Annotated in this window: 18 protein-coding genes and 1 riboswitch; of the genes, 8 read left to right on the top strand and 10 right to left on the bottom strand. The window is 61.9% G+C overall.

Annotated features, from left to right (window positions below; all coding sequences use genetic code 11):
• Positions 1-162 precede the first annotated feature (162 nt).
• The 7 genes from CTEST_RS08975 to ctaC form a co-directional block, all read right to left on the bottom strand.
• Positions 163-783 (bottom strand): NlpC/P60 family protein, encoded by a 621-nt coding sequence (locus CTEST_RS08975; protein WP_047253453.1) that lies wholly within the window; start codon positions 781-783, stop codon positions 163-165.
• Positions 784-794: 11 nt separating this feature from the next.
• Positions 795-984: riboswitch (cyclic di-AMP (ydaO/yuaA leader) on the bottom strand.
• Positions 985-1,655: 671 nt separating this feature from the next.
• Positions 1,656-3,284, bottom strand: coding sequence for a cytochrome bc1 complex cytochrome b subunit (gene qcrB / locus CTEST_RS08980; RefSeq protein WP_047253454.1), 1,629 nt, complete (start codon positions 3,282-3,284; stop codon positions 1,656-1,658).
• Entirely contained in the window at positions 3,284-4,501 is a 1,218-nt protein-coding gene (gene qcrA / locus CTEST_RS08985) for a cytochrome bc1 complex Rieske iron-sulfur subunit (protein WP_047253455.1), read from the bottom strand. The genes qcrB and qcrA overlap by 1 nt, the downstream gene beginning before the upstream one ends.
• Entirely contained in the window at positions 4,498-5,388 is an 891-nt protein-coding gene (gene qcrC / locus CTEST_RS08990) for a cytochrome bc1 complex diheme cytochrome c subunit (RefSeq protein ID WP_047253456.1), read from the bottom strand. Before qcrC ends, qcrA begins: the two co-directional genes overlap by 4 nt.
• Positions 5,389-5,458: 70 nt before the next feature.
• Entirely contained in the window at positions 5,459-6,073 is a 615-nt protein-coding gene (ctaE, locus tag CTEST_RS08995; RefSeq protein ID WP_201774802.1) for an aa3-type cytochrome oxidase subunit III, read from the bottom strand.
• A gap of 522 nt (positions 6,074-6,595) precedes the next feature.
• Positions 6,596-7,027, bottom strand: coding sequence for an aa3-type cytochrome oxidase subunit IV (gene ctaF, locus CTEST_RS09000; RefSeq protein WP_047253458.1), 432 nt, complete (start codon positions 7,025-7,027; stop codon positions 6,596-6,598).
• Between the two features lie 15 nt (positions 7,028-7,042).
• Positions 7,043-8,137 carry an aa3-type cytochrome oxidase subunit II gene (gene ctaC / locus CTEST_RS13995; protein WP_047253459.1) on the bottom strand — a complete coding sequence of 365 codons (1,095 nt, stop codon included), beginning with the start codon at positions 8,135-8,137 and terminating at the stop codon, positions 7,043-7,045.
• A 408-nt stretch (positions 8,138-8,545) separates the two neighbouring features.
• Between ctaC and asnB the strand changes: the two genes are divergently transcribed.
• Both asnB and CTEST_RS09015 read left to right on the top strand, forming a co-directional pair.
• Positions 8,546-10,468, top strand: coding sequence for an asparagine synthase (glutamine-hydrolyzing) (gene asnB / locus CTEST_RS09010; RefSeq protein ID WP_047253460.1), 1,923 nt, complete (start codon positions 8,546-8,548; stop codon positions 10,466-10,468).
• Between the two features lie 24 nt (positions 10,469-10,492).
• Complete coding sequence (locus tag CTEST_RS09015) at positions 10,493-11,155, top strand: DUF1345 domain-containing protein (RefSeq protein WP_201774803.1); 663 nt, start codon at positions 10,493-10,495, stop codon at positions 11,153-11,155.
• Positions 11,156-11,709: 554 nt separating this feature from the next.
• Here the strand turns inward: CTEST_RS09015 and CTEST_RS09020 are convergent.
• Positions 11,710-12,054 carry a HesB/IscA family protein gene (locus tag CTEST_RS09020; protein ID WP_047253461.1) on the bottom strand — a complete coding sequence of 115 codons (345 nt, stop codon included), beginning with the start codon at positions 12,052-12,054 and terminating at the stop codon, positions 11,710-11,712.
• A gap of 203 nt (positions 12,055-12,257) precedes the next feature.
• On the opposite strand from CTEST_RS09020, the gene CTEST_RS09025 reads away from it, so the two are divergent.
• Together CTEST_RS09025 and CTEST_RS09030 are read left to right on the top strand one after the other, a co-directional pair.
• Positions 12,258-12,953, top strand: coding sequence for a DUF3043 domain-containing protein (locus CTEST_RS09025; protein ID WP_047253462.1), 696 nt, complete (start codon positions 12,258-12,260; stop codon positions 12,951-12,953).
• Positions 12,954-12,991: 38 nt separating this feature from the next.
• The gene (locus CTEST_RS09030; RefSeq protein WP_052844352.1) at positions 12,992-13,999 is read left to right on the top strand and encodes a nicotinate-nucleotide--dimethylbenzimidazole phosphoribosyltransferase; all 1,008 of its coding nucleotides are present in this window, start codon (positions 12,992-12,994) and stop codon (positions 13,997-13,999) included.
• Here the strand turns inward: CTEST_RS09030 and CTEST_RS09035 are convergent.
• Complete coding sequence (locus tag CTEST_RS09035) at positions 13,996-15,105, bottom strand: branched-chain amino acid aminotransferase (RefSeq protein WP_047254358.1); 1,110 nt, start codon at positions 15,103-15,105, stop codon at positions 13,996-13,998. The two genes, CTEST_RS09030 and CTEST_RS09035, sit on opposite strands and share 4 nt — an antisense overlap.
• Before the next feature lie 83 nt (positions 15,106-15,188).
• Between CTEST_RS09035 and CTEST_RS09040 the strand changes: the two genes are divergently transcribed.
• Positions 15,189-16,697: a leucyl aminopeptidase gene (locus CTEST_RS09040; protein ID WP_047253463.1), complete on the top strand. Its 1,509-nt coding sequence runs from the start codon at positions 15,189-15,191 to the stop codon at positions 16,695-16,697.
• A gap of 176 nt (positions 16,698-16,873) precedes the next feature.
• A complete protein-coding gene (locus CTEST_RS09045) occupies positions 16,874-17,632 on the top strand; it encodes a DeoR/GlpR family DNA-binding transcription regulator (protein ID WP_047253464.1) in 759 nt (252 codons plus the stop codon).
• Here CTEST_RS09045 and CTEST_RS09050 read toward each other — a convergent pair.
• Positions 17,629-18,021, bottom strand: coding sequence for a hypothetical protein (locus CTEST_RS09050; RefSeq protein WP_047253465.1), 393 nt, complete (start codon positions 18,019-18,021; stop codon positions 17,629-17,631). The two genes, CTEST_RS09045 and CTEST_RS09050, sit on opposite strands and share 4 nt — an antisense overlap.
• Positions 18,022-18,145: 124 nt before the next feature.
• On the opposite strand from CTEST_RS09050, the gene sucB reads away from it, so the two are divergent.
• Positions 18,146-20,239 carry a 2-oxoglutarate dehydrogenase, E2 component, dihydrolipoamide succinyltransferase gene (gene sucB, locus CTEST_RS09055; protein ID WP_052844353.1) on the top strand — a complete coding sequence of 698 codons (2,094 nt, stop codon included), beginning with the start codon at positions 18,146-18,148 and terminating at the stop codon, positions 20,237-20,239.
• A 360-nt stretch (positions 20,240-20,599) separates the two neighbouring features.
• Positions 20,600-23,479 (top strand): aminomethyl-transferring glycine dehydrogenase, encoded by a 2,880-nt coding sequence (gcvP, locus tag CTEST_RS09060; protein ID WP_047253466.1) that lies wholly within the window; start codon positions 20,600-20,602, stop codon positions 23,477-23,479.

A 23,479-nucleotide genomic window follows, 5' to 3' on the forward strand; every position in this document is an offset into this window, starting at 1 on the left:
AGGACGTTCCCACTATAAGCCCTCCCTGAGGATGCATTGCTACCTGCCAAGTAAGTAGTGACTCTAGCGACGAATGTGACCAATGTGCTCTGCCGGATGGACCTCAGAATCAACAACGCCGCCCCAGAGAACAGGCTCGGGAGCGGCGTCGTGCGGTGCGACTTAGAAGCGCACTGCCGAGTGGATCGGCATGTAGTTCAGGGGACGCTCGGAGACCGGGGTGCCGGAGCCGAGGGCGTCGATGATCATTCCGTTGCCGGCGTAGATGCCGACGTGCGAAGCGCCACCGTAGTAGGCGATGACATCGCCGGGCTGCAGGGAGTCCAAGGAGACCTGCTGGCCGGCAGAAGCCTGAGCCTGAGAGGTGCGCGGGATGGACTTGCCGACCTGCTGGTAGGCCCAGGAGGTCAGGCCGGAGCAGTCGAAGGCGTTCGGGCCGACAGCACCCCAGCTATAGGGAGCGCCAATCTTCGAACGGGCAGCGGCAACGATGGCTTCGCCTGCGGAATTCGAGGAGGATGCAGCGATCGGGTTGGGAACGTTAGCGGTGAAGTTATCAACCTCGGCCTGCAGGTTCGGGATGAACTGCTGTGCAACGGGGTTGGCCTGAATGCCAGGCACGGCGTCGAGACCCTGAACGTTGAAACGGATGTCCGTGTTCGGGATCGCGACCTCGACTGCGTTAGCAGCGCCGGGGGACAGAAGGGTTGCGCCCATCACGACGGCAGATGCGGTCGCTGCGCGACGGGTGGCGGTCTTGCTGATACGGCGGTGCTTTGCCATGGATATTTCTCCAAATCTTCCTGTGCGCCTACCGGGTTAGCTGTCGGGTTGGGAGACGGAAGCTTCCCTACCCCACTCCACGGCGATCAGATCGCCGCTCTTGCGGGAATTCACCCCAGATGAATGCTGGTGGTTCCCCGGCTCCTTTCCATGAACTCCCCTAGAGGATTGCCCGTGGATCGGATTAGGCTTGGTGTTTTCAGTTCACATCATGTGGCTGCTTCATGGTGAAGCACCTCAATGTCTCAATCAGGTTACGAAACAACAACGAAAGTTGTCCAACCCGCGGCCCGATCTGGGGATGTTATGAAGCCGTTATCAAGCTGTCGAGACAATCTCCCCTCGCTGTCATCTCACGGATACCGGCCAACAAGGAGCTCGGAGCGGCCGGTCGATATTGCCACTACCTGGCACAACCCGCCCGATCAACCCTGGCGATCGACTATCGTTCCACCCCGAAAGCACCTACCGGCAACACAGTGCAAACGATTATTGTGATCCCGCTCACACCCCTAGGGGGTTGGCCCCATGCGTCCCGCGAGTCACAAATATAACGGACCTTTGTCGCCTTCACCCCTAGGGGTGACGCATCAGTCAGGGGACTAAAGAGGCCGACCTCCATCCGCACATCACCACTACTGCCACGAGCACTCATCTTGGAGAGCTGCAGAGTCCCGGTGCCATGCCGGGACTCCAAAACCCGCACTTCCTAACAATTCCGGGGTCAATCTCCTCTCCCACCCCAACAAGTTGTTAGGAAGTGCGGGTTTTCATCGACCCAGTGGGCCTGAGGGACGCAAAGAAGGAGCCCGGCACCCCCAGGTATTTGGGTGCCGGGCTCCTCTTGTGAGCGCAGGGTTGTTCAGGAACTACTAGTCGTGCAGACCCTTGTCGCGGTCAGCCTCTCGATTGGCCTCCTGCAGCTTCTCGAACATGGCCTTCTCTTCAGCTTCATTCTCGTGGTGAATGGAGTCGAGACGATCCGTGACGTCCTGCGGGTCGGGGCTGAAGGCACCGCCGCGGGAGACGACATCGGCGAAGCCGAGCTCGTTCATCTGCTTCGGGACGCGGGCGCCGGCGTACGGCAACGGCACCGGGTGTCCGTGAGAGTCGACCGGGCCGAGCGGCTGGTGGATCTCAACGAAGGCACCGTTCGGCATCTGCTTGATGACACCGGTTTCGATACCGTGCTCCAGGACCTCACGGTCGGAGCGCTGCAGACCAACACAGATGCGGTGGGTGATGTAGTAAGCCAACGGCGGCAGGATGATGATGCCGATTCGGCCAACCCAGGTCATTGCGTTCAGCGAGATCTGGAAGAAGTGAGCCACATGGTCGTTACCACCAGAGATGGTCACCAGCATGAAGAACACGATCGACATGACGCCGATGCCGGTGCGGACCGGAACATCGCGCGGACGCTGCAGCAAGTTGTGGTGAGCGTCATCGCCGGTGGCCTTCTTCTCAATCCACGGGTAAGCGAACAGTGCCACGACCATCAGACCACAGACCAGGGCAACCCAGAAGGCGGAAGGAATGGTGTAGTTGCCGAGGTAGAGCTCCCACGCCGGCATGACACGGGCGACTCCGTCCGTCCACAGCATGTACACGTCAGGCTGCGAGCCTGCAGAGACCTGCGAGGGGTTGTACGGGCCGATCGTCCAGATGGCGTTGATGGTGGTCAGACCAGACATGAGGGCCAGGACGCCAGCGGTCAGGAGGCCGAAGCCAATGGCCTTGGTGGCGAACAGCGGCATGATACGGATGCCCACAACGTTGTTCTCGGTGCGGCCAGCGCCCGGGAACTGGGTGTGCTTCTGGTACCAGACCAGCGCCAAGTGAGCAGCAATCAAGCCGAGGATGATGCCCGGGATGATGAGCACGTGCGCGATGTAGAAACGGTCGAGCATGAGGTCCGACGGGAAGTCACCGCCGAAGATCAGCCAGTGCAGCCACGTACCGATGATCGGGAGACCAACGATGATGGCGGACATGATGCGCAGGCCGACACCGGAGAGCAGGTCGTCCGGGAGGGAGTAACCCATGAAGCCTTCGGCCATGCCGAGGATGATGAGGGTGCAGCCGATGATCCAGTTGGCCTCACGCGGGCGTCGGAAAGCACCGGTGAAGAAGACGCGCAACATGTGCACGACCATGGACATCATGAACATCAGTGCAGCCCAGTGGTGCATCTGGCGGACGAAGAGTCCACCGCGGACCTCGAAGGAGATGTCCAACGCGGTTGCGTAGGCGCGAGACATTTCCACACCGTTGAGCGGCAGGTACGCGCCGTCGTAGATCACCTTGGTGATCGACGGATCGAAGAAGAGCGCCAGGTACACACCGGTCAGCAGCAGAATGATGAAGCTGTACAGCGCCATCTCTCCGAGCATGAACGACCAGTGGGTCGGGAACACCTTGTTCAGCTGCGGGCGAATGAGGCCCGAGATGGTGTATCGGGAATCGATGTTATTGCCAGCTTGGGCAAGTTTGTTGCTCATTATGACTTACGCTCCCAGAATGCCGGGCCGACGGGCTCAATGAAGTTACCCTTTGCCACCAAGTAGCCGTCTTCATCGACAGTGATCGGCAGCTGCGGAAGTGCACGGGCGGCCGGACCGAAGACCGGCTTTCCGTACTGCAGTGCGTCGAACTGCGACTGGTGGCAGGGGCAAAGAATGCGGTTGGTCTGAGCCTCGTAGAGAGAGGTCGGGCAACCGATGTGAGTACAGATCTTCGAGTAGGCGTAGTAGTCGCCGTAGTGGAAGGACTCCTGGCCCTCGCGCTCGATTGCACGCTCAGCATCAGCGGAACGCAGGCGAATGAGCATGACGGAGTTACGAGGCCCGTGGATCGAGTGCATTTGGTTCTCGTACACGTCGCGGGTCGGATCGTAGATATCGCCGTCGTTGCAGTCGCCCTCGGTGAGCGGGTAGACGGTTTCCATGCCACCAGCGTCGAGGTCCTCCGGGCGAACACGGACCAGGCGGGACACACCAGCGGTGACCCAGTGAGTACCGGAGTCCCCCTTGTGCTCCTCGGCGATGGCTCCAGTGTCGCGGGCGAGGTAGAGCTTGACGCCCTCGTCGTGCAGGGTCCAACCCGAGGTCCACAGGGTGCCGTCACCCATGATGCCCAGCTCGCCCCGCTTCCACGGGTTCTTGATCATGCCACCCAGCGGAGCGGCAACGACCAGACCGAAAAGGACAGCGGCTCCGCCGAACAGGCCCTGCAGCGCTTTACGACGTCCGAGGGTGGAGGTCTCCCACGAGTCATTCAGCAATGCCGTGATGGTGCGACGATCAACCTCTTCCGAGGGGCCGTCATGACGGCGCTGCACCGAAATCTCTTCGGGGACAATCTTCTTCACGTAGAGAACGACCGCCATACCCAGCGCAATGATGGACAGACCGGAGGTCAAGCCCAGCAGCGGCGTGTAGAAGGTATGGAAGAGGTGACCCTCCTCGCCGAGGTTCTTAAACTCCCACGGCCAGAAGATGTAAACGCCGAGGAAGGCGATAGCCGCCACAATGGCGATGCCGAGCCAAATAGCGACGCTGCGAGATGCGCGCTTTTCGGCCGGGTCGTTTGGTACCGGGAAGCGCGCCTTGCGGTACGCAACGGTAACGCCGTCGAGCTCAGTGCCCAGGCGGGCCAGCTCGTCGTTGCTCATCGCGTTGAGTTCCTGCTTGGTGTACTTCTTTTTGTCGTTGCTCATGAGCGCGATCCAATCCACATAGCGGCTGCACCGACGAGGGTGATGCCGATGAACCACATAGCCATACCTTCAGAGACGGGGCCGAGGCCGCCGAGGCTCCAGCCACCGGGAGACGGGGTCTCCTTGGAGGCCTTGATGAAGGCAATGATGTCCTTCTTCTCGTCGGCAGAGAGCTGACGATCAGAGAACTTAGGCATGTTCTGCGGGCCGGTCAGCATCGCCTGGTAGATCTCCTGCTCATTCGCAGGATCCAGGGTCGGAGCGTACTTACCGGAGGACAGCGCGCCGCCACGACCGGTGAAGTTGTGGCACGAAGCGCAGTTGAGGCGGAAGAGCTCGCCACCACGGGCGATATCCTGCGCATCAATTTGGCCGTTGTAGTTGGCTCCACGGAGATCCTCCATGGCGATGGTGCCGTCCGCGTTGTACACGAGCTCAGGGCCACCACCGTTGGCTGCCACGTAGGCCGCCATAGCGAGGGTCTGCTGCTCGGTGTAACGAGGAGTCTTACGCTCTGCCTGAGCGTCGTTCGACATCATCGGCATGCGGCCGGAGTGAACCTGGAAGTAAACGGCACCTTCGCCGGTGCCGATAAGAGACGGTCCGCGATCCGGGACGCCCTGCAGGTTTGCGCCATGGCAGGTGATGCAAGCCAGATTGTAGAGGTCCTTGCCCTCTTGGATCAGAGCCTGATCATCACGCTGTGCGGTTGCCACCTGAGCGTCCGGGGTGAGCGCGGTCGCGAGAAGACCCGCGCCGGTCAGGCCCAGGGTCAAAGCGAAGGCGCCCGCGATCAGTCGGCGCGCTTTGCGCCGACTGCGGACCTTCTTGGCCGAGGAAGTCGACGTGTTGTCGTCCGCGGCTGCGGTATTAGGAGTGTTTTCCATCAGTTTCCCTTTTGAAAATCGTGAACGGAAAGTGAAGGGCTGTAGGCCGAGTAGCTCGGCTGACTACGGCCTACTGGACTAGGTACAAAGTGATGAAGACGCCGATCCAGATAACGTCGACGAAGTGCCAGTAGTACGACACCACCATGGCCGCAGTGGCCTGTGCCGGCGTGAACTTGGACTTTTGGAGACGGAGGAGGATCACGACGAACGCGATCACACCGGCCGTCACGTGGGCTGCGTGGAAGCCCGTAATGATGTAGAAAACAGAGCCAAAGACGCTGGACTGGATGGTCACACCGTGGTGGATCATCTCGTAGTACTCGAAGGACAGGAAGCCGAGGAAGGCCACTGCCAATGCCACGGTGATGGCAAACCAGCGTCGAAGACCGTATACGTCACCCCTTTCAGCTGCGAAGACGCCGAACTGTGCGGTGAAGGAGGAGACAACAAGGATCGTCGTAATGATGAATCCATAAGTCACGTTGAGGTGGGAAGTCTGATACTCCCAGTCTCCTGCCAAGCCATTCGCACGCGATGTGAAGTACATCGCGAACAGTCCGGCGAAGAACATCAATTCCTGCGACAGGAACACAATGGTGCCGACACTGACCATGTTGGGTCGGTTCAGTGCCGGAACACGCTGTGGTGCTGCCATACCTGGGTTTGAAACTGCGCTCGTCACGTATGTAAGTATGACGGGTCACAAGGTGGAAGTCACTTCATATCCCCCCGTCCGTAAAGCAGCTTTAGGAACGCGACCAGCGGTTTTGCAATGCGCCAAATTTCTTCAAGTTTTCTGCGTACCCCCGGGAACTTTTGCACCCTGCGAACCGACGAGGTATTCCTGCAGGTCATCTCCCCCACTCGTGCCCCTGACCCCTCAGGGACACTTGTTTCCGGCAACGATACCCGATGATTCGGTCCCGGTCTCGAGAACCGCATATTCGCCCAAAGAGATCTAAATCACAACAGTTGTCGCCGGTTTTGGGCGGTTTCCAACTTTCGGTTGACCCCCTCTGAACTGCGTCAACCCCGGGAAATTCGGCGCTTGGGCGCCCTCATTTCGTGCGCGGGAGCTGAGCTGGTGACGCCCAGAACCTCCCTTGGGCCGCGCATCGTAGGGACAGCACAAAACGGCACCTCCCCCGCTAGAGGGGAGGCGCCGTCAAGGATTGCGTGGAATGAAGACAGACTGGCTAAGAAGTTAGTGCTTTTCCTTGGGCAGGCCGTACTGAAGGTTGAGCATCGTTCCGGACCAGACGAGGAGCACAGCACCCAGGCCGATCATCCAGAAGTGCCAGAACGCGATGCCGAGACCGAGGACCGCGATGGAGCCTGCCATTGCGGCGGGCCAAATGGAGCTCGGCGAGAAGAAACCGAGGATGCCAGCCTTGTCAGCGACCTCTGCCTCTTCCCAGTCCTCGGGAACGATGTCCGTGCGACGCTCGGTGAACTGGATGTAACCAGCGAGCATGATGGCCAGACCGAAGGAGAGCACGAGGGCGACGATGCCGACCCACTCTGCACCGTAGAGGTACGCGTCATCTTGGACGTTGACCGTGGCGAAGATGTAGATCAAAGCCATGAGGCCGAGGAACGCGGAGATTCCGTACAGCAGTTTTGAGCTAGGATTCATTGCTTTTCTCCCCGCTTAGAGGTTGGCGTTGTTGTCGACCACGTTGTCGCCGTCCCAGGTCTGACGGGACGAGTTGAACGGGTGGGTGGAGACTGCGTACGGGGCCTGGCCGATCGACTCAAGTGCCGCAGAGTTCGGGGCATCAGGGTTGTCGATGCGGTACTGCATGTACGCACGGAAGTCGGCCGGAGAAACGGCACGCAGCTCGAAGTTCATCATCGAGTGGTAGGTGCCACACATCTCGGCACAGCGCCCGACGAAGGCGCCTTCCTCTTCGATGGCTTCAATCTGGAAGGCACGCTGCTGCTGGTTGGCCTCCGGGTGAGCGTAAGCATCACGCTTGAAGAGGAACTCCGGGATCCAGAAGGAGTGGGCGACGTCGCCGGAAGCCAGCTGGAACTCAATGGCAGTGTTGGTCGGGAGGACCAGAACCGGAACTTCCTCCGTGGTGCCCAGAGTCTCAATCTGGTTGAAGTGGAGGTAGGACTGGTCGCCCTTCGACATGCCGTGGATCGGGTTCGGGTTCTTCACCGTCTCCGGATCATCCACCTTCGACAGGTCCGCGAGGGCCTGGCGCTCAGCGTCTGCACCGTTGTACTCAGAGCCGGTCGGGCTCAGCTCAGCTGCGACGTTTTGGTAGCCGAACTTCCAGTTCCACTGGAATGCGGTCACGTCGACCGTCACCTGCGGATCCTTATCCAGGGCCACAACCTTGTGCTGAGTCTGAATGGTGAAGAAGAACAGCACCATGACGATGAAGATCGGCATGATGGTCAGCACCAGCTCAAGCGGAATGTTGTACTGCAGCTGCTTCGGGAACTCGCCCTTGCCCTTCTTCTCAGCCTTCTTAGCGCTCCAGCTGAAAACGGCCACCAGCATGAGAATCCACATGATGATGCCAATGATCCAGGCGGTAGCCCAGACCCAGACCCAGAAGTTGTACATGGCGGTAGCTTCCGGGGTGATACCCGTCGGCCAGCCCATGCCTAGAATCTTGCCGACGCTCTCTGGGGGCGCGACGTCACAACCGGCAAGCGTCAAGCCGCCGAGAGCCATCACACCGCCGAGACCCGCCTTACGAGCGAGACCGCGTTTTTTACGCTGTTCCACGTGTGTCTGCCTTCCTGTCCACACTAAATCCTTGAACACTGGTGAAGCATTCCTATCTCAGGAGGATAGTTCATCAACGGACCTCATCCGAGTGGTTTCACTTCCTCCGGGCAGGGCAATTGCCCACCAACGTCACATAAACCACTCAGGATGTTACAGCCCATGTGGGATAACCTCCGAAAGCAGCTGGACAGGCTCCTTCACTGGTGTAACCCAACTCACATTGACGAATTGCCCCCATCATCCGAAAGTATCCCTCCGTTAGGGTGCGAGTTCACCCCTTTCCCCATTTTCCCAGCCCTGCACCCTCGCGCCGCGACGCATCACAACACGGTGATTTAGCGCCGACTCCCCCTTCGGCCGTATCGTAGGGCCATCCACTTCTTATATATGAGGAGAATTTCTTAGATGTGTGGCTTTATTGGCTTGCTCACTAGCGGCGGCAACGCTGACGACTATGTTGCTGCGGTTACCCGCGCGTTACCGTGCGTGCGGCATCGCGGACCCGACGAAGCCGGCACCTGGAACGACGAGCACGCGGTGTTCGGATTCAACCGCCTGTCCATTGTGGACCTAGAGCACTCCCACCAGCCGCTCGTGTGGGGACCCCCGGAATCCCCCGAGCGCTACGCCCTTATCTTCAACGGCGAGATCTACAACTACCTCGAATTGCACGAAGAACTTGGCGCCGCCGGATGGCAGTTCAACACCAATGGCGACTCCGAGACAATCGTCGTGGGCTACCACCACTGGGGCGAAGAGGTCGTGGAGCACCTGCGCGGCATGTTCGCCTTCAGCATCTGGGACACCCAAGAGCAGGTGATGTTCAACGCTCGCGATCAGTTTGGCATCAAGCCGCTGTACTACGCCACCACTGAGGTTGGCACCGTCTTCGCCTCGGAAAAGAAATCAATTCTCGAGATGGCGCCCGAACTGGGTCTCGACCTCAGCCTTGACCAGCGGGCCATCGAACACTACGTCGACCTGCAATACGTGCCCGAGCCGGAGTCCCTCCACACGGCTATTCGCCGGGTGGAGTCCGGTTGCACGGTGACGCTGCGTCCGGGAGGGGAGGTCGTCGATAAGCGGTATTTCAAACCCACCTTCCCTGTGCAGACTGTCCCGAAGGGACAAGAGCAAGACCTATTCGATCGCATTGCCCGAGTGCTCGAGGACAGCGTAGAAAAGCACATGCGCGCCGACGTGACCGTCGGATCATTCCTGTCAGGCGGCATCGACTCGACCGCCATTGCCACGCTAGCCAAGCGCCACAACCCCAACCTGCTGACCTTCACCACCGGCTTCGAGCGCGAAGGCTACTCCGAGGTTGACGTGGCGGCGGAATCGGCGGCTGCAATCGGCGTCGAACACATCGTCAAGGTCGTCTCCCCCGAGGAATACGCCAACGCCATCCCGAAAATCATGTGGTACCTCGACGATCCGGTAGCCGACCCCTCGCTCGTGCCGCTCTACTTCGTGGCCCAAGAAGCCCGCAAACACGTCAAAGTCGTGCTCTCGGGCGAAGGCGCCGACGAACTCTTCGGCGGCTACACCATCTACAAGGAACCACTGTCACTCGCGCCCTTTGAAAAAATCCCCACTCCCCTACGCAAGGGACTGCGCCACCTCTCGCGAGTCCTACCCGACGGCATGAAGGGCAAATCGCTCCTCGAACGCGGCTCCCAGACCATGGAAGAGCGCTACTACGGCAACGCCCGCTCCTTCAACTTCGAACAAATGCAACGAGTCATCCCCTGGGCCAAGGAAGAATGGGACCACAAGGAAGTCACCGCTCCCATCTACGCCCAATCCCGCGACATGGACCCCGTCGCGCGGATGCAACACCTCGACTTGTTCACGTGGATGCGCGGCGACATCCTGGTCAAAGCCGACAAAATCAACATGGCCAACTCGCTCGAACTGCGCGTCCCCTTCCTGGACAAAGAAGTATTCGCCGTGGCGCAAACCATCCCCCACGACCTCAAGATCTCCAACGGCACCACCAAATACGCACTGCGCAAAGCCATGGAGCAGATCGTGCCCCCGCACGTGTTGCACCGCAAGAAGCTCGGCTTCCCCGTACCCATGCGCCACTGGCTGGCCGGCGACGAACTCTTCGGCTGGGCACTAGAGACCATCAACGAATCCCAGACCGACGACATCTTCAACCGCGCAGCCGTGCTGGAAATGCTCAAAGAACACCGCGACGGCGTCTCCGATCACTCCCGTCGCCTCTGGACCGTCCTCGCGTTCATGGTGTGGCACGGCATCTTCGTCGAGCATCGCATCGACCCGCAGATCGAAGAAAAGGACTACCCCGTCTCCCTCTAAAGTGCTCCCTCTACAGTGAGAAGCATGCCTTCAGGATCCCCCTATCACGGCCCCACGGCCCGCACTCAGGCCACCCGCCGAGCCTGGCTCATGCTCGGCGTGGGCCTCATTGTCTTCCTCATCGTTGGGTTCTCCGGCCAGTGGCTCCGCGCCCCGGCCTACGCCTGGGGTGCGGCAGCAATAGCCTTCAACATCTCCCCCTGGAGATCATTCGCGCACCTCGACGCCGCCGGAACCGCCGCCCACGCCGGCGGCGAAGTTCCCTCCAGCGCCGCCCGCCGCCTCCTACTCATCCTGGCCACAGTGCTCTCCCTAGCAACAGTCGTTCTCCTGCTCATGGACGCCTCCCGAGCCGCCGACCTGCAAAGAGCCATCGGCTCAGTAGTAGCCCTGACCGTCATCGTGGCCAGCTGGATGCTCATCCACACCGTGTTCACCCTGCGCTACGCAGCCGAATACTTCGAGAACGATCCACCCCAGGGCATCGACTTCAACCAGGATGATCCCCCGCGCTATCTCGATTTCGCGTACATGGCATTCTCCACGGGCATGACCTACCAGGTGTCCGATACCGCGATCACCACCACCAAGATCAGGACGACTGTGCTCATCCACAGCTTCTACGCCTTTATCTTTGGCACGGCCATCATGGCTACCACGATCAACTTGGTGGTCTCCCTCGCTTAATCGCGACGCCCTCCTCCCGACTTTTAGCCCATTTCCACCACCCCCGCGCCAAGCGACCTGGGGATTTAGCACCCGGGCGAGGTTCGGGTCGCGATCAGCCCGTCGCGATCAGTACTCCTCCCGACTTTTAGCCCATTTCCGCCACCCCCGCACCATCCCACCTGGGGTTTTAGCACCCGGGCGAGGTTCGGGTCGCGATCAGCCCGTCGCGATCAGTACTCCTCCCGACTTTTAGCCCATTTCCGCCACCCCCGCACCATCCCACCTGGGGTTTTAGCACCCGGGCGAGGCTCGGGTCGCGATCAGCCCGTCGCGATCACCCCTCCTCCCGACTTTTAGCCCATTTCCGCCACCCCCACGCCAAGCGACCTGGGGTTTCAGCACCCGAGCAAGGTTCGGGTCGCGATCAGCCCGTCGCGATCGCCCAGTCCAGAACACAGGCCAGAACACAGGCCAGAACACAGCCCCCAGAAATCAGCAGTGGCCGGCTCCCCCACGTATGCGAGGGGGAGCCGGCCACTACCGTGCAGCAGGATCAGCTGCGCGTTAAAAGATCAGTTGAAGGAGTCACCGCAGGCGCAGGAGCCGCCGGCGTTGGGGTTGTCGATGGTGAAGCCCTGGGACTCGATGGTGTCGGCGAAATCGATGCGGGCGCCGGAGAGGTAGGGGACGGACATCTTGTCTACGACGAGGCGAACGCCGCCGACCTCATCGGCTTTGTCGCCGTCGAGGGTGCGGTCGTCGAAGTAGAGCTGGTAGCGCAGGCCTGCGCAACCACCGGGCTGAACTGCGATGCGGAGGGCGAGGTCATCTCGGCCTTCCTGGTCCAGGAGGGCTTTGGCCTTGACGGCCGCAGCGTCGGTGAGGATCACGCCAGTGCTGGAGGTAGGGGCGGTCATGGGGGTCTCCTTGAAATTGTTGTGCTGCCGGTATGCGGCGTATAGCCGACCACCCTACCCTGGCAGTGGAAAATTCGGCCACTTGGTTGTCAGGGCTGCCTGTGCAGGATTGAGGGTGGTTGGTACTCCGCTTATTCAACGTCAACGTTGATCGGTGGACCCATATTCCCGTTTCTTTGCCCTAGCCTTGTAGCCTGGGATTCGTGAAACTCCCCTGGCAGAAATCCGAGAATCCTTCTACTGATCCTGAGTCGACGACGAGTGCTGAGCAGACTGCTGTGGAGTCGGAGCAGCGTCCTAAGGGCTATACGCCGCCGAAGGGCCGTCCGACTCCGAAGCGCCGTGAGGTAGAGATTGAGCGCGGTGTTATCCGTGATCCATCTACGCCTCGTTCCCCCGCCCAGCGCAATGCGAAGCGGAAGGAATTGAAGAAGTCCATGTCTAAGGACGAGTGGAAGGCGTATAAGGCGAAGGAGCGCGAGGAGTCGCGTAAGCATCAGCGTGACATGCAGGCGGCGATGGATCGTGGTGATGAGCGTTATCTCATGGCTCGCGACCGGGGTGAGGAGCGTCGTTTTGTGCGCGATTGGATTGATTCGCGTCGCTTCCTCAACAATTACGTGATGCCGGTGGCTATTGGCTTGCTGGTCATTTTGTTCATTGGCACGTGGATGCCGCAGGTAGCGAACATTATGTCGATGTTTGCGATGGTGTTGATGATCTTCTTCTTCATCGAGGGCGTGTGGCTGGGTTCGAAGGTCAATCGTGCGGTTCGGGCGAAGTTCCCGGGTACGTCCGCTGCGGGCTTGGGCATGGGGTTCTACGCTTATTCTCGGGCGACGCAGCCGCGGAAGTGGCGTACGCCGAAGCCGCGTTTGTCTATCGGCGATCAGCCTTAACCCTTTTCTCCCTACCTGCTTGATGGAGGCTTCACTTCATGGATGACGCGACGTTTGAATCAGTCAGTGCCCCCGATGAGCAGTCCAGGGAGGCGGTGGTGAGCGCGTTGGCGCAGCTGCAGCCGATGGGGGCGGGCATTGGTCGTTTGACTGAGGTCGCTGCGTGGCTGGCTGCTTGTCAGGGGCAGGTGCCGGCTGCTGCGCTGCAGCGGTGCCGGGCGGTGGTGTTTGCGGGGGATCATGGCGTGGCCCGGCTGGGTGTGTCGTCTTTGCCGCTGGAGCTGTCCGTCCAGCGGGCGGAAGCCCTGCTGGTGGGCGGCGGTGTGGCGAATGTGGCGGCGCGGGAGGCGGGGGCGTCGATACGCGTTGTCGATGTGTCGTTGGACCATGAGGCGTGGGGTGAGGAGCGGGTGTCGCGGTCGTCTGGGTCGATTGATCGCGAGGATGCGATGTCGCCGGAGCAGTTTGCGCGGGCGTTGGAGATTGGTAGGCGTGTCGCCGATGAGGAGATCGATGGTGGCGCTGACCTGCTCATCCCGGGTGATTTAGGGGTGGCGACGACGACTGTCGCGGCTGCTGTCATGGGGGCGTTTACTCGCACGGAGCCGGTCGCGATCGTGGGGCCGGGTGTGGGGGTCAGCGATGAGATGTGGAAGGTGAAGGTCGCTGCGATCCGCGACGCAATGTTCCGCGTTCGCGGCCAGGTGTCCACCCCGTTGGACACGCTTCGGATGATCTCGTCGCCGGATTTCGTCGCTTTGGTGGCGTTCATTGCGCAGGCTGCGGCGCGCCGCACCCCCATGCTTCTCGACGGCGCCTTGGTCACCGCCGCCGCCTACGTCGCCGAGATGCTCGCCCCGGGCGTGCGGGGCTGGCTGTGGGCTGGACAGCTCACGCCGGAGCCGTCGCAGCTCATCGCCTTGCAGGCGATGGATCTCACTCCCCTGCTAGCGCTCGACATGACCGCGGGCCAAGCCACGGGGGCGCTCACTGCGCTGCCGCTGGTCAAGGCCGCTGCGGAAATGGTGGCCGAGCAGCTGGCTTAGGGGGCGGGGACGAGCGTGTGCAGCCACCCGTGGGTGTCGGGCACGAGGCCGCGCTGAATACCGGTGAGGCGCTCGCGCAGTTCCAACGTGACGGCACCTGGCTCGTTGTGGTTGACCTCGAACTCGCCGCTTTCGGACAGCACCCGGCCGACCGGGGTGATCACAGCCGCCGTGCCGCAGGCTAGTGATTCCGTCATGGCGCCTGAGGTGGCATCGTCGCGCCATTCGGTCTTGGAGATCCGTCGTTCTTCTGTTTCGTGGCCGAGGTCGCGGGCGACCTGGAGGAGCGAGTCGCGGGTGATGCCGGGCAACAGCGAACCGGATAGTTCCGGGGTGACCACGCGTGCCTGCTCGCCCGAGCCGTAGACGAACATGAGGTTCATGCCGCCCATTTCCTCGATGTAGTTGTGCTCGATGGCATCCAACCACACCACCTGGTCGCAGCCCTTCTCCTCGGCCTGAGCTTGGGCGAGGAGGGAGGCGGCGTAGTTGCCGGCGAACTTGGCGGCACCGGTGCCACCGGGGGCTGCGCGGACGTAGTCTTCCGAGAGCCAGACGGACACCGGCTTGACGCCACCGGTGAAGTAGGCGCCGACGGGTGAGGCGATGACTAAGAAGGTGTACTTGTTTGCGGGGCTCACGCCGAGGGAGACTTCGGTGGAGATCATGAAGGGGCGCACGTAGAGGCTGGCTTCGCCGCCGGCGGCGGGGACCCAACGCTCGTCGACGTCGACAAGCAAACGCAGTGCCTCGAGGAAGTCCTCGGTCGGCAGGGGCGGCATGGCCATGCGCTCGGCCGAGCGCTGCATGCGTTCGGCGTTGGCGGTGGGCCTAAAGGTGGCGACGGATCCGTCGGGCTGGCGGTAGGCTTTGATTCCCTCAAAAATGGCTTGGCCGTAGTGGAACACGGTGGTTGCCGGGTCCATCGACAGGGGGGCGTAGGGGCGGACGCGTGCGTCGTGCCAACCCTGCTCCTCATCCCACTCGATGGTGACCATGTGGTCGGTGAAATTCTTGCCGAAACGTGGGTTCGCCAGGATCTCCCGCAGTGCCTCATCGGACGTCGGGGAGTCCGTGCGTTCCACGGTGAAGTTAAGAGACGTCATGGCGACCACGCTACACCCGCACCAATCGGGGCCTATCTATAAGCTGGACCCACACCTTAACCACCCTAGGAGGTACTCGATTCATGGCTGATGCCACTTTCGCCTTGCCCGCCCGCAGCACCACCCCGCAGCTCACGCTGGCAAAGAAGGCCCCTAAGTCCACCGACGCTTTCCTCGTCCCCGTCCTCAGCGGCGATGACGGCCTGGAGCTCCCGGCTTCCACCTTGCTTGACGACGCCGCCCTGCGCACCGTCCTGCGCTCCCTCACCGCCGTTGGTGCCACCGGCCGCGCCGGCGAGATCACCCGCGTCCCCGCCCCGAAGGGCGTGTCCGCGGACAGCGTCATCGCTGTTGGCTTAGGCGACCCGGAAGACCTCAACGACGAGGACGTCCGCCGTGCTGCTGGCACGGCCGCCCGCTCGTTGAAGGGGCTGGGGACGGTGGCTACCACCGTGGGTATTTTCGGCCTGGCTCCGGCCGTCGAGGGCTTGATCCTTGGCGCGTATCAGTACCCCGGTGTGCGCAGTGAAAAGGAGAAGGCATCCTCCGCTCCCGTGGGCACGATTGTTGTCCTGGGCGATCCCAAGAAGGACACCGCGGAATTCGACACCGCGGTTACCACCGCCGAGGCCGCCGTCTTCGCCCGCGACTTGGTCAACACTCCCTCCTCTCACCTGTACCCGGAGTCTTATGCCGCTATCCTCTCCGCCGCAGCCTCGGAGGCCGGCCTGGAGGTGGAGGTTCTCGATGAGAAGGCTCTGAAGAAGCAGGGCTTTGGCGGCATCCTCGCCGTGGGTCAGGGTTCGGCCCGTGGCCCGCGTCTTGTGCGCCTGACGTGGTCCCCGAAGAAGGCAAAGAAATCGGTAGCTTTGGTGGGCAAGGGCATCACCTTCGATACCGGCGGAATTTCCCTCAAGCCCGGCGCGAAGATGGAGAACATGATCTCCGACATGGGTGGTTCGGCCGCCGTGGCCGCGACGATCATCGCCGCCGCCAAGCTGGGGTTGCCCGTGAAGATCACCGCCACGTTGCCGCTGGCGGAAAACATGCCCGACGGTGAGGCCCAGCGTCCCGGCGACGTGATCACCCACTACGGCGGGATCACCTCCGAGATCATCAACACCGACGCCGAGGGACGCCTCGTGCTTGCCGATGCCATCGTTCGCGCCAGCGAGGACAAGCCCGACTACCTCGTCGAGACGGCCACCCTCACCGGTGCCCAGCTCTTCGCTTTGGGCGCCCGGACCTCCGGCGTCATGGGCTCCGATGCCCTGCGCGATCGAATTGCGGCCCTGGGTCGCACTGTCGGCGAGCCGGCGTGGGCCATGCCGATGCTGGAGGAGCAGGAAGAAGAACTGAAGTCCCCTGCCGCCGACATCCGCAATTCGCATAACTCCACCCTCGGCGGGATGGAATTCGCTGCGCTGTACCTATCGAAGTTCGTTCCCGAGGGCCTCGAGTGGGCCCACCTTGATATCGCGGGGCCGTCCTTCAACAACGGCAGCGCCTACGGGTACACCGGCAAGCGCGCCACCGGCGTTCCGGTGCGCACCTTCCTAGCGCTGTTGCAGGAGGTTGCGCAGGAGCGCTAGCCGGGATAGCCCATGTCGTCGAGGAATCGGCGGGTGGCTTTCAGCCCGGCTTGTTGGAAGGAAGGGAGGACGTTGTTCCAGAGGTGGTTGATGAGTTCCATGGGCCTCACCCTAGGAGATCATTCGATCACAATCACTGATCATTTATCGGCTCTCTGATCAGTACAGTTGATGGCATGGACCGGGAACAACGACTCAAAGTGATCATCCGAGCAGTCGATCGACCGGGGGTAACCACGGTCGATTCGCTCGTGTCACTCACCGGCGCCTCCGGGGTCACCATTCGACGCGACCTCGCCGAACTGGAAGCCATCGGCGCAGTTGAGAGGGTGCACGGCGGGGCCAAGAAAGTGGCTACCCGCGGTGCACCCCAACCGTTTTCCTTGCGCCAATCCGAGGACAAAGCGGAGAAGCAGGCTCTCGCTATTGCCGTCGCCGAGATGATCAACGATGAGGAGTCGGTGATCATCGACAACGGCACCACGTGTCAGGCCGTCGCCCGGCGCCTGTCCGGGCGTCCCATCACCGCACTATGCCTCTCGCTCTACTCGGCGGCAGCGATAGCCAAACGCCCAGGAGCCCGAGTCATCATCCCCGGCGGCGAAGTGGAAAACGACACCCTCGCCCTCCACGGCAGCGCAGCACTATCCACGATCCGTGACTTTTCCGCCGATGTCATCCTGCTCGGGAGCTGTTCCACCTCCCTGGAACGTGGCCTGGCAACAGTGACGTACCCGGACGCCGAGAACAAGCGCGCGGGGATGGCGGCGGCGTCGAGAAGCATATTGGTGGTGACCCCACGCAAACTCGGACGGGTCTCCACCTTCCGCTTCGCCGACGTCTCCGACCTGGACACCCTCGTGACCACAGCGGACGCCCCGCGCGAGATGCTCGCCGAGATCCGCGACCTCGGCGTGCGTGTGGTCACCGTCTAATCAGGCAATTCCCCCCGCTCGAACTTCTCCCGGCGCTGACGCTGCTCCTCCCGCTTCCTCAGCAGCCGCTCCCGCTCGATCCGCTCGCGCATGCGCTGGGGGTACCCGGTCTCCTCAACGTCATAGACGGGAACGCCAAGCAGCTTGGACACGGCATCGATCCCCTTCGGCCCGCCAATGCGACGACGGGTGAAATCCCCATTCTCATCAACCAAGACCACCGACATCTCATTGACCACTGTCTCCGGCTCCACAAACGCCTCCACGAAGGCTCGGCCAACCACCCAAGTACGGAGGTAGTCCGCGTCGTTTTGGCGGATGGTGTCCCCCGGAGCCCGGGGCGGACGGATCGAAGACCGGGATCTGTTACGGCCGAAAAAATTGAACACGACTTACAATTGTAGGGGCATATACCCGGCGGCCGGGGTTCGATGACATGATCACCACCACAACCGGTACGCTGAGAACGAATAGCTATCGACAAACGAACGACTTTCGAGGAGTCAAAACACCATGGCGTTCTCCGTAGAGATGCCCGAACTGGGCGAATCCGTCACTGAAGGCACCATCACTCAGTGGCTGAAGCAGGTCGGCGACACCGTGGAGGTCGACGAGCCGCTGCTCGAAGTCTCCACCGACAAGGTTGACACTGAGATCCCCTCCCCCCAGGCCGGCGTCCTGCTGGAAATCAAAGCCGAGGAGGACGACACCGTTGATGTCGGCGCTGTCATCGCCATTATTGGTGACGCCGACGAATCCACCGACTCCGATGACTCTGACTCTGCAGACGACGAGGTCGAAGAAGAGGTAGTAGAGGAGGAGGCTCCGAAGGAAGAGAAGAAGGAGTCCGCCCCTCAGTCCTCCGGCGGTTCCGCCAAGGCCACTGACGTTGAGATGCCGGAACTCGGCGAATCCGTCACCGAAGGCACCATCACCCAGTGGCTCAAGTCCGTCGGCGACACAGTCGAGGTCGACGAACCCCTCCTCGAAGTCTCCACCGACAAGGTCGACACCGAGATCCCCTCCCCCGTCGCCGGCACCCTCCTCGAAATCCTCGCCGACGAAGACGACACCGTCGACGTCGGAGCCGTCATCGCCCGCGTCGGCGACGAGGCAGCTGCTTCCGGTGACTCCGCTGGCTCCTCCGATGATGATTCGGACGACGACGTGCCCTCCGACGACGCTATCGATGAGGCCGAGTCCAAGGACGACAACGACACCGTCGACGAGGCTGCCTCCGCTGACAAGTCATCTGACTCCGGAGACTCCGGTGACGCCACCGACGTGGAGATGCCGGAACTCGGCGAATCCGTCACCGAGGGCACCATCACCCAGTGGCTCAAATCCGTCGGCGACACCGTCGAGGTCGACGAACCCCTCCTCGAGGTCTCCACCGACAAGGTCGACACCGAGATCCCCTCCCCCGTCGCCGGCACCCTCCTCGAAATCCTCGCCGACGAAGACGACACCGTCGACGTCGGAGCCGTCATCGCCCGCGTCGGCTCTGGCGCTGCCAAGAAGCCCGCTCCGAAGGCTGCTCCCAAGGAAGAGAAGAAGGAAGAGGCACCGAAGAAGGAGGCTCCCAAGGCCGAGAAGCCGGAGCCCAAGAAGGAAGAGCCGAAGGCTGAGAAGCAGCCGGAGAAGCAGCCGGAGAAGAAGGTCAACAACGCGGACGTTCCTTACGTCACGCCGCTGGTGCGCAAGCTCGCCGACAAGCACGGCGTCGACCTCTCCACCGTGGAGGGCACCGGCGTTGGTGGCCGTATTCGCAAGCAGGATGTCCTGGCTGCGGCCGAGGGTGGTTCCGAGGCGACGTCTGCGGCACCGGCCGAGAAGGATGCCCGCGCTCACTGGTCGACCAAGTCCGTTGATCCGGCCAAGGCTGAGCTGATTGGCACGACCCAGAAGGTCAACCGCATCCGCGAGATCACCGCTAAGACGATGATCAAGTCGCTGCAGACCACCGCGCAGCTGACCCATGTCCAGGAAGTTGACATGACTCGCGTCGCTGAGCTGCGTAAGGCTGCGAAGGATGCCTTCGTGAAGAAGCACGGCGCGAACCCGACCTACCTGGTGTTCATCGTCAAGGCTGTCGCCGAGGCTCTGGTGTCTCACCCGAACGTCAACGCGTCCTACAACGCCGAGACCAAGGAGATGACTTACCACTCTGACGTCAACATCGCGATCGCCGTGGATACCCCGCAGGGTCTGCTCGTACCGGTGATCAAGAAGGCTCAGGACCTGTCGATGGCTGAGATCGCCGCTGCCATCACCGACCTGGCCGAGCGTGCTCGCAACAAGAAGCTGCGCCCCGACGATCTGGCCGGCGGTACTTTCACGGTGACCAACATCGGTTCGGAAGGTGCCCTGCTGGACACCCCGGTGCTCACGCCGCCGCAGGCCGGCATTCTGGGTACCGCGGCCATCGAGAAGCGTCCGGTGGTGGTCACCGATGACGGCGTTGACTCCATCGCGATCCGCCAGATGTGCTACCTGCCCTTCACCTACGATCACCAGGTGATCGATGGTGCTGATGCCGGTCGCTTCATTACCACGATCAAGGACCGCCTCGAGACCGCTGATTTCCAGGAAGACCTGGATATCTAAGCAGTCCGCTGACAAGCCGCTCTTCCACTTCGGTGGGAGGGCGGTTTTTCGCATGGCTGGGGTCTTGAAGATGACGATGTGACCAGGCTGATTAATCGAGTAGCTCAGTCGGCGCTCTCGATTAATCAGTCTGCTCGAATTGCCCTGTGAGCGCGCCGCCCGAAAAAGCCCCCTCCGCCGGCGCAACACAAACGACAATCGACACCGCTAACCGCCCACGCGTGCACGCCGACCCTGAGATCGCTGCCCTTCCCCCAGGTAGAAGGGCCGGCCACCAACGCCTAACAACAAACGTGCTCTGGCCCATATAATCGTGGAGACTGAGTCCTGCCCCACTATGTCTCAAGGAGCCATTGCCGAATGTCATTTTCTCCGGTCACCGATCCCGCCTCTTACCTGGCCCGTCACATAGGCCCAGATCCCGCCGAGGAGAAGGTGATGTTGGATCAGCTCGGCTACTCCTCGATTGATGAGCTCATTGATCAGGCTCTCCCCGCGGACATCCGGGTTGAGCAGACGCCGGTCATCGGGGAGGCGCTGTCGGAAACCCAAGCGCGGGCGAAGCTGCGGTCGTACGCGGATCAGAATGTGGTCCTCAAGGCGTTCTATGGTCAGGGTTTTTCAGACACGATTACCCCGCCGGTCATTCGCCGGAACGTGGTGGAGAATCCGGGGTGGTACACCGCGTACACGCCTTATCAGCCGGAGATTTCGCAGGGCCGGTTGGAGGCTCTGCTCAATTTCCAGACGATGGTTTCGGAGCTGACGGGCTTGCCGTTGGCCAATGCGTCGCTGTTGGATGAGGCGTCTGCTGTTGCGGAGGCCGTGGGTTTGATGTCGCGGGCGAAGAAGAAGGGCCGTCGGGTCATCCTCGATTCGCGTTTGCACCCGCAGGTGTTGGGTGTGGCGGCTGAGCGTGCTCGCGCTATTGATCTCGAGGTGGAGATCACTGACCTCACGGGTGAGCTCGTTGGTGAGGATCTGTGCGGCGTTGTTATTGCGTACCCGGGCACGGAGGGTGATGTCGTCGATCCTCGTCGCATCATTGACGCGATCCATGATCGGGGTGGTGTGGCGACGGTGGTGACCGATCTCCTGGCGTTGTTCCTGCTGGAGTCGCCCGGCGAGTTGGGCGCGGACATCGCGGTGGGTAACTCCCAGCGTTTTGGTGTTCCGCTGTTCTATGGCGGACCCCACGCGGCGTTTATGGCGGTCAGTGATGCGCTCAAGCGTCAGATGCCGGGGCGCCTGGTGGGTGTGTCCATTGATTCGGATGGCAACCCCGCCTACCGGCTTGCTTTGCAGACGCGTGAGCAGCATATTCGCCGCGAGCGGGCGACGTCGAACATCTGCACCGCTCAGGCGTTGCTCGCGGTGACGGCCTCGATGTATGCCGTTTACCACGGCCCGGCTGGCTTGAAGGCCATCGCCGAGCGCGTCCACGACCGTGCCTCTAGCTTCGCGGAGACTCTGCGGGCGGGCGGCGTGACCGTGCTTCACGATGCTTTCTTTGACACGGTGGCCGTCCGCGTTGCGGACGGTGGGGCGCAGGGGGTCGTCGATAAGCTGGCAGATGCTGGCTACCTGGTACGCCCCATCGATGCTGACACCGTGGGGGTGTCGTTCGGTGAGTCGGCGACGGAGGCGGACGTTGCAGCGTTGGCTGCGGCGTTCACCGACGCGGACGTCGAAAAGCCGGTATCGGCGGTCCCAGATTCGGTTAAGCGCACGACGGAGACGCTCACCCACCCGATTTTCTCCTCCATCCATTCCGAGACTCAGATGCTGCGGTACTTGCGCATGCTGTCGGATAAGGACTTGGCGCTGGACCGGACGATGATTCCGCTGGGCTCGTGCACGATGAAGCTCAATCCCACCGCGGGTATGGAGACGATCACCTGGCCGGAGTTTGCCAACATTCACCCCTTCGCGCCGGATGCGCAGGCCCAGGGCTGGATCGCGCTCATTGAGGAGCTCGAAGGCTGGCTGGAATCAGTGACGGGCTACGCCAAGGTGTCCGTGCAGCCGAATGCCGGTTCGCAGGGTGAGTTGGCTGGTCTGCTGGCTATTCGTCGCTACCACGTGGCCAACGGCGATCATGAGCGTGACATCTGCCTCGTGCCGGCTTCCGCGCACGGCACGAATGCGGCGTCTGCGACCTTGGCCAACCTGCGCGTCGTGGTGGTCGCCACGGCCGACGATGGCTCGATTGACCTCGCGGACCTGGAGGCGAAGCTGGAGCAGTACGGCAAGCATGTCGCCGCCATCATGATCACCTACCCGTCCACCCACGGCGTGTTTGAGGACACTGTGCGCACCGTCTGCGACAAGGTCCACGCGGTCGGCGGGCAGGTCTACATCGATGGAGCGAACATGAACGCGCTGACGGGCTTGGCTCAGCCGGGCAAGTTCGGCGGCGATGTCTCCCACCTCAACCTGCACAAGACCTTTACCATCCCCCATGGTGGTGGCGGCCCGGGCGTCGGCCCGGTGTGCGTGGCCGAGCACCTCGTGCCCTTCCTCCCTGCCAATCCCGTCACCACCGATCCGTCGAAGCCCGCCGCCGATGACACCGGCGTGCCGATCGCGTCGTCGAAGTACGGCTCCGCGGGAGTCCTCCCGATCTCGTGGTCCTACATCGCGATGATGGGCTCCGAGGGCCTGGCGCGCGCGACCGCCAACGCCATCCTGGGTGCCAACTACCTCGCCCGGAACCTGCGTGATTCCTTCCCGGTGCTGTACACGGGCAAGAACGACCTGGTGGCCCACGAGTGCATCCTTGACCTGCGTGAGCTGACGAAGCAGTCCGGTGTTACCGCCGCCGATGTGGCCAAGCGCCTCATCGACTACGGCTTCCACGCCCCGACCCTGGCTTTCCCGGTCGCGGGCACGCTCATGGTGGAGCCGACCGAGTCCGAGAACCTCGCGGAGCTAGATCGTTTCATCGACGCCATGCGCTCCATCCGCGCCGAGATCCAAGAGATTATCGACGGTCGCGTCAACTACGACGACTCCGTCCTCCATCATGCGCCCTACACCGCCTGGTCGGTCTCTCGGGATGAGTGGGACTACCCGTTCACCCGCGAGCAGGCCGCCTGGCCCGTGCCGGGCCTGCACCGAGCGAAGTATTTCCCGCCGGTGCGCCGCCTCAACGAGGCTTACGGCGATCGCAACCTCGTGTGCTCGTGCCCGCCGCCCGAGGCTTTCGACTTCCATGATGACTCCGACTCCGATTCTTAA

The sequence above is a fragment of the Corynebacterium testudinoris genome (assembly GCF_001021045.1).
Classification (GTDB): domain Bacteria; phylum Actinomycetota; class Actinomycetes; order Mycobacteriales; family Mycobacteriaceae; genus Corynebacterium; species Corynebacterium testudinoris.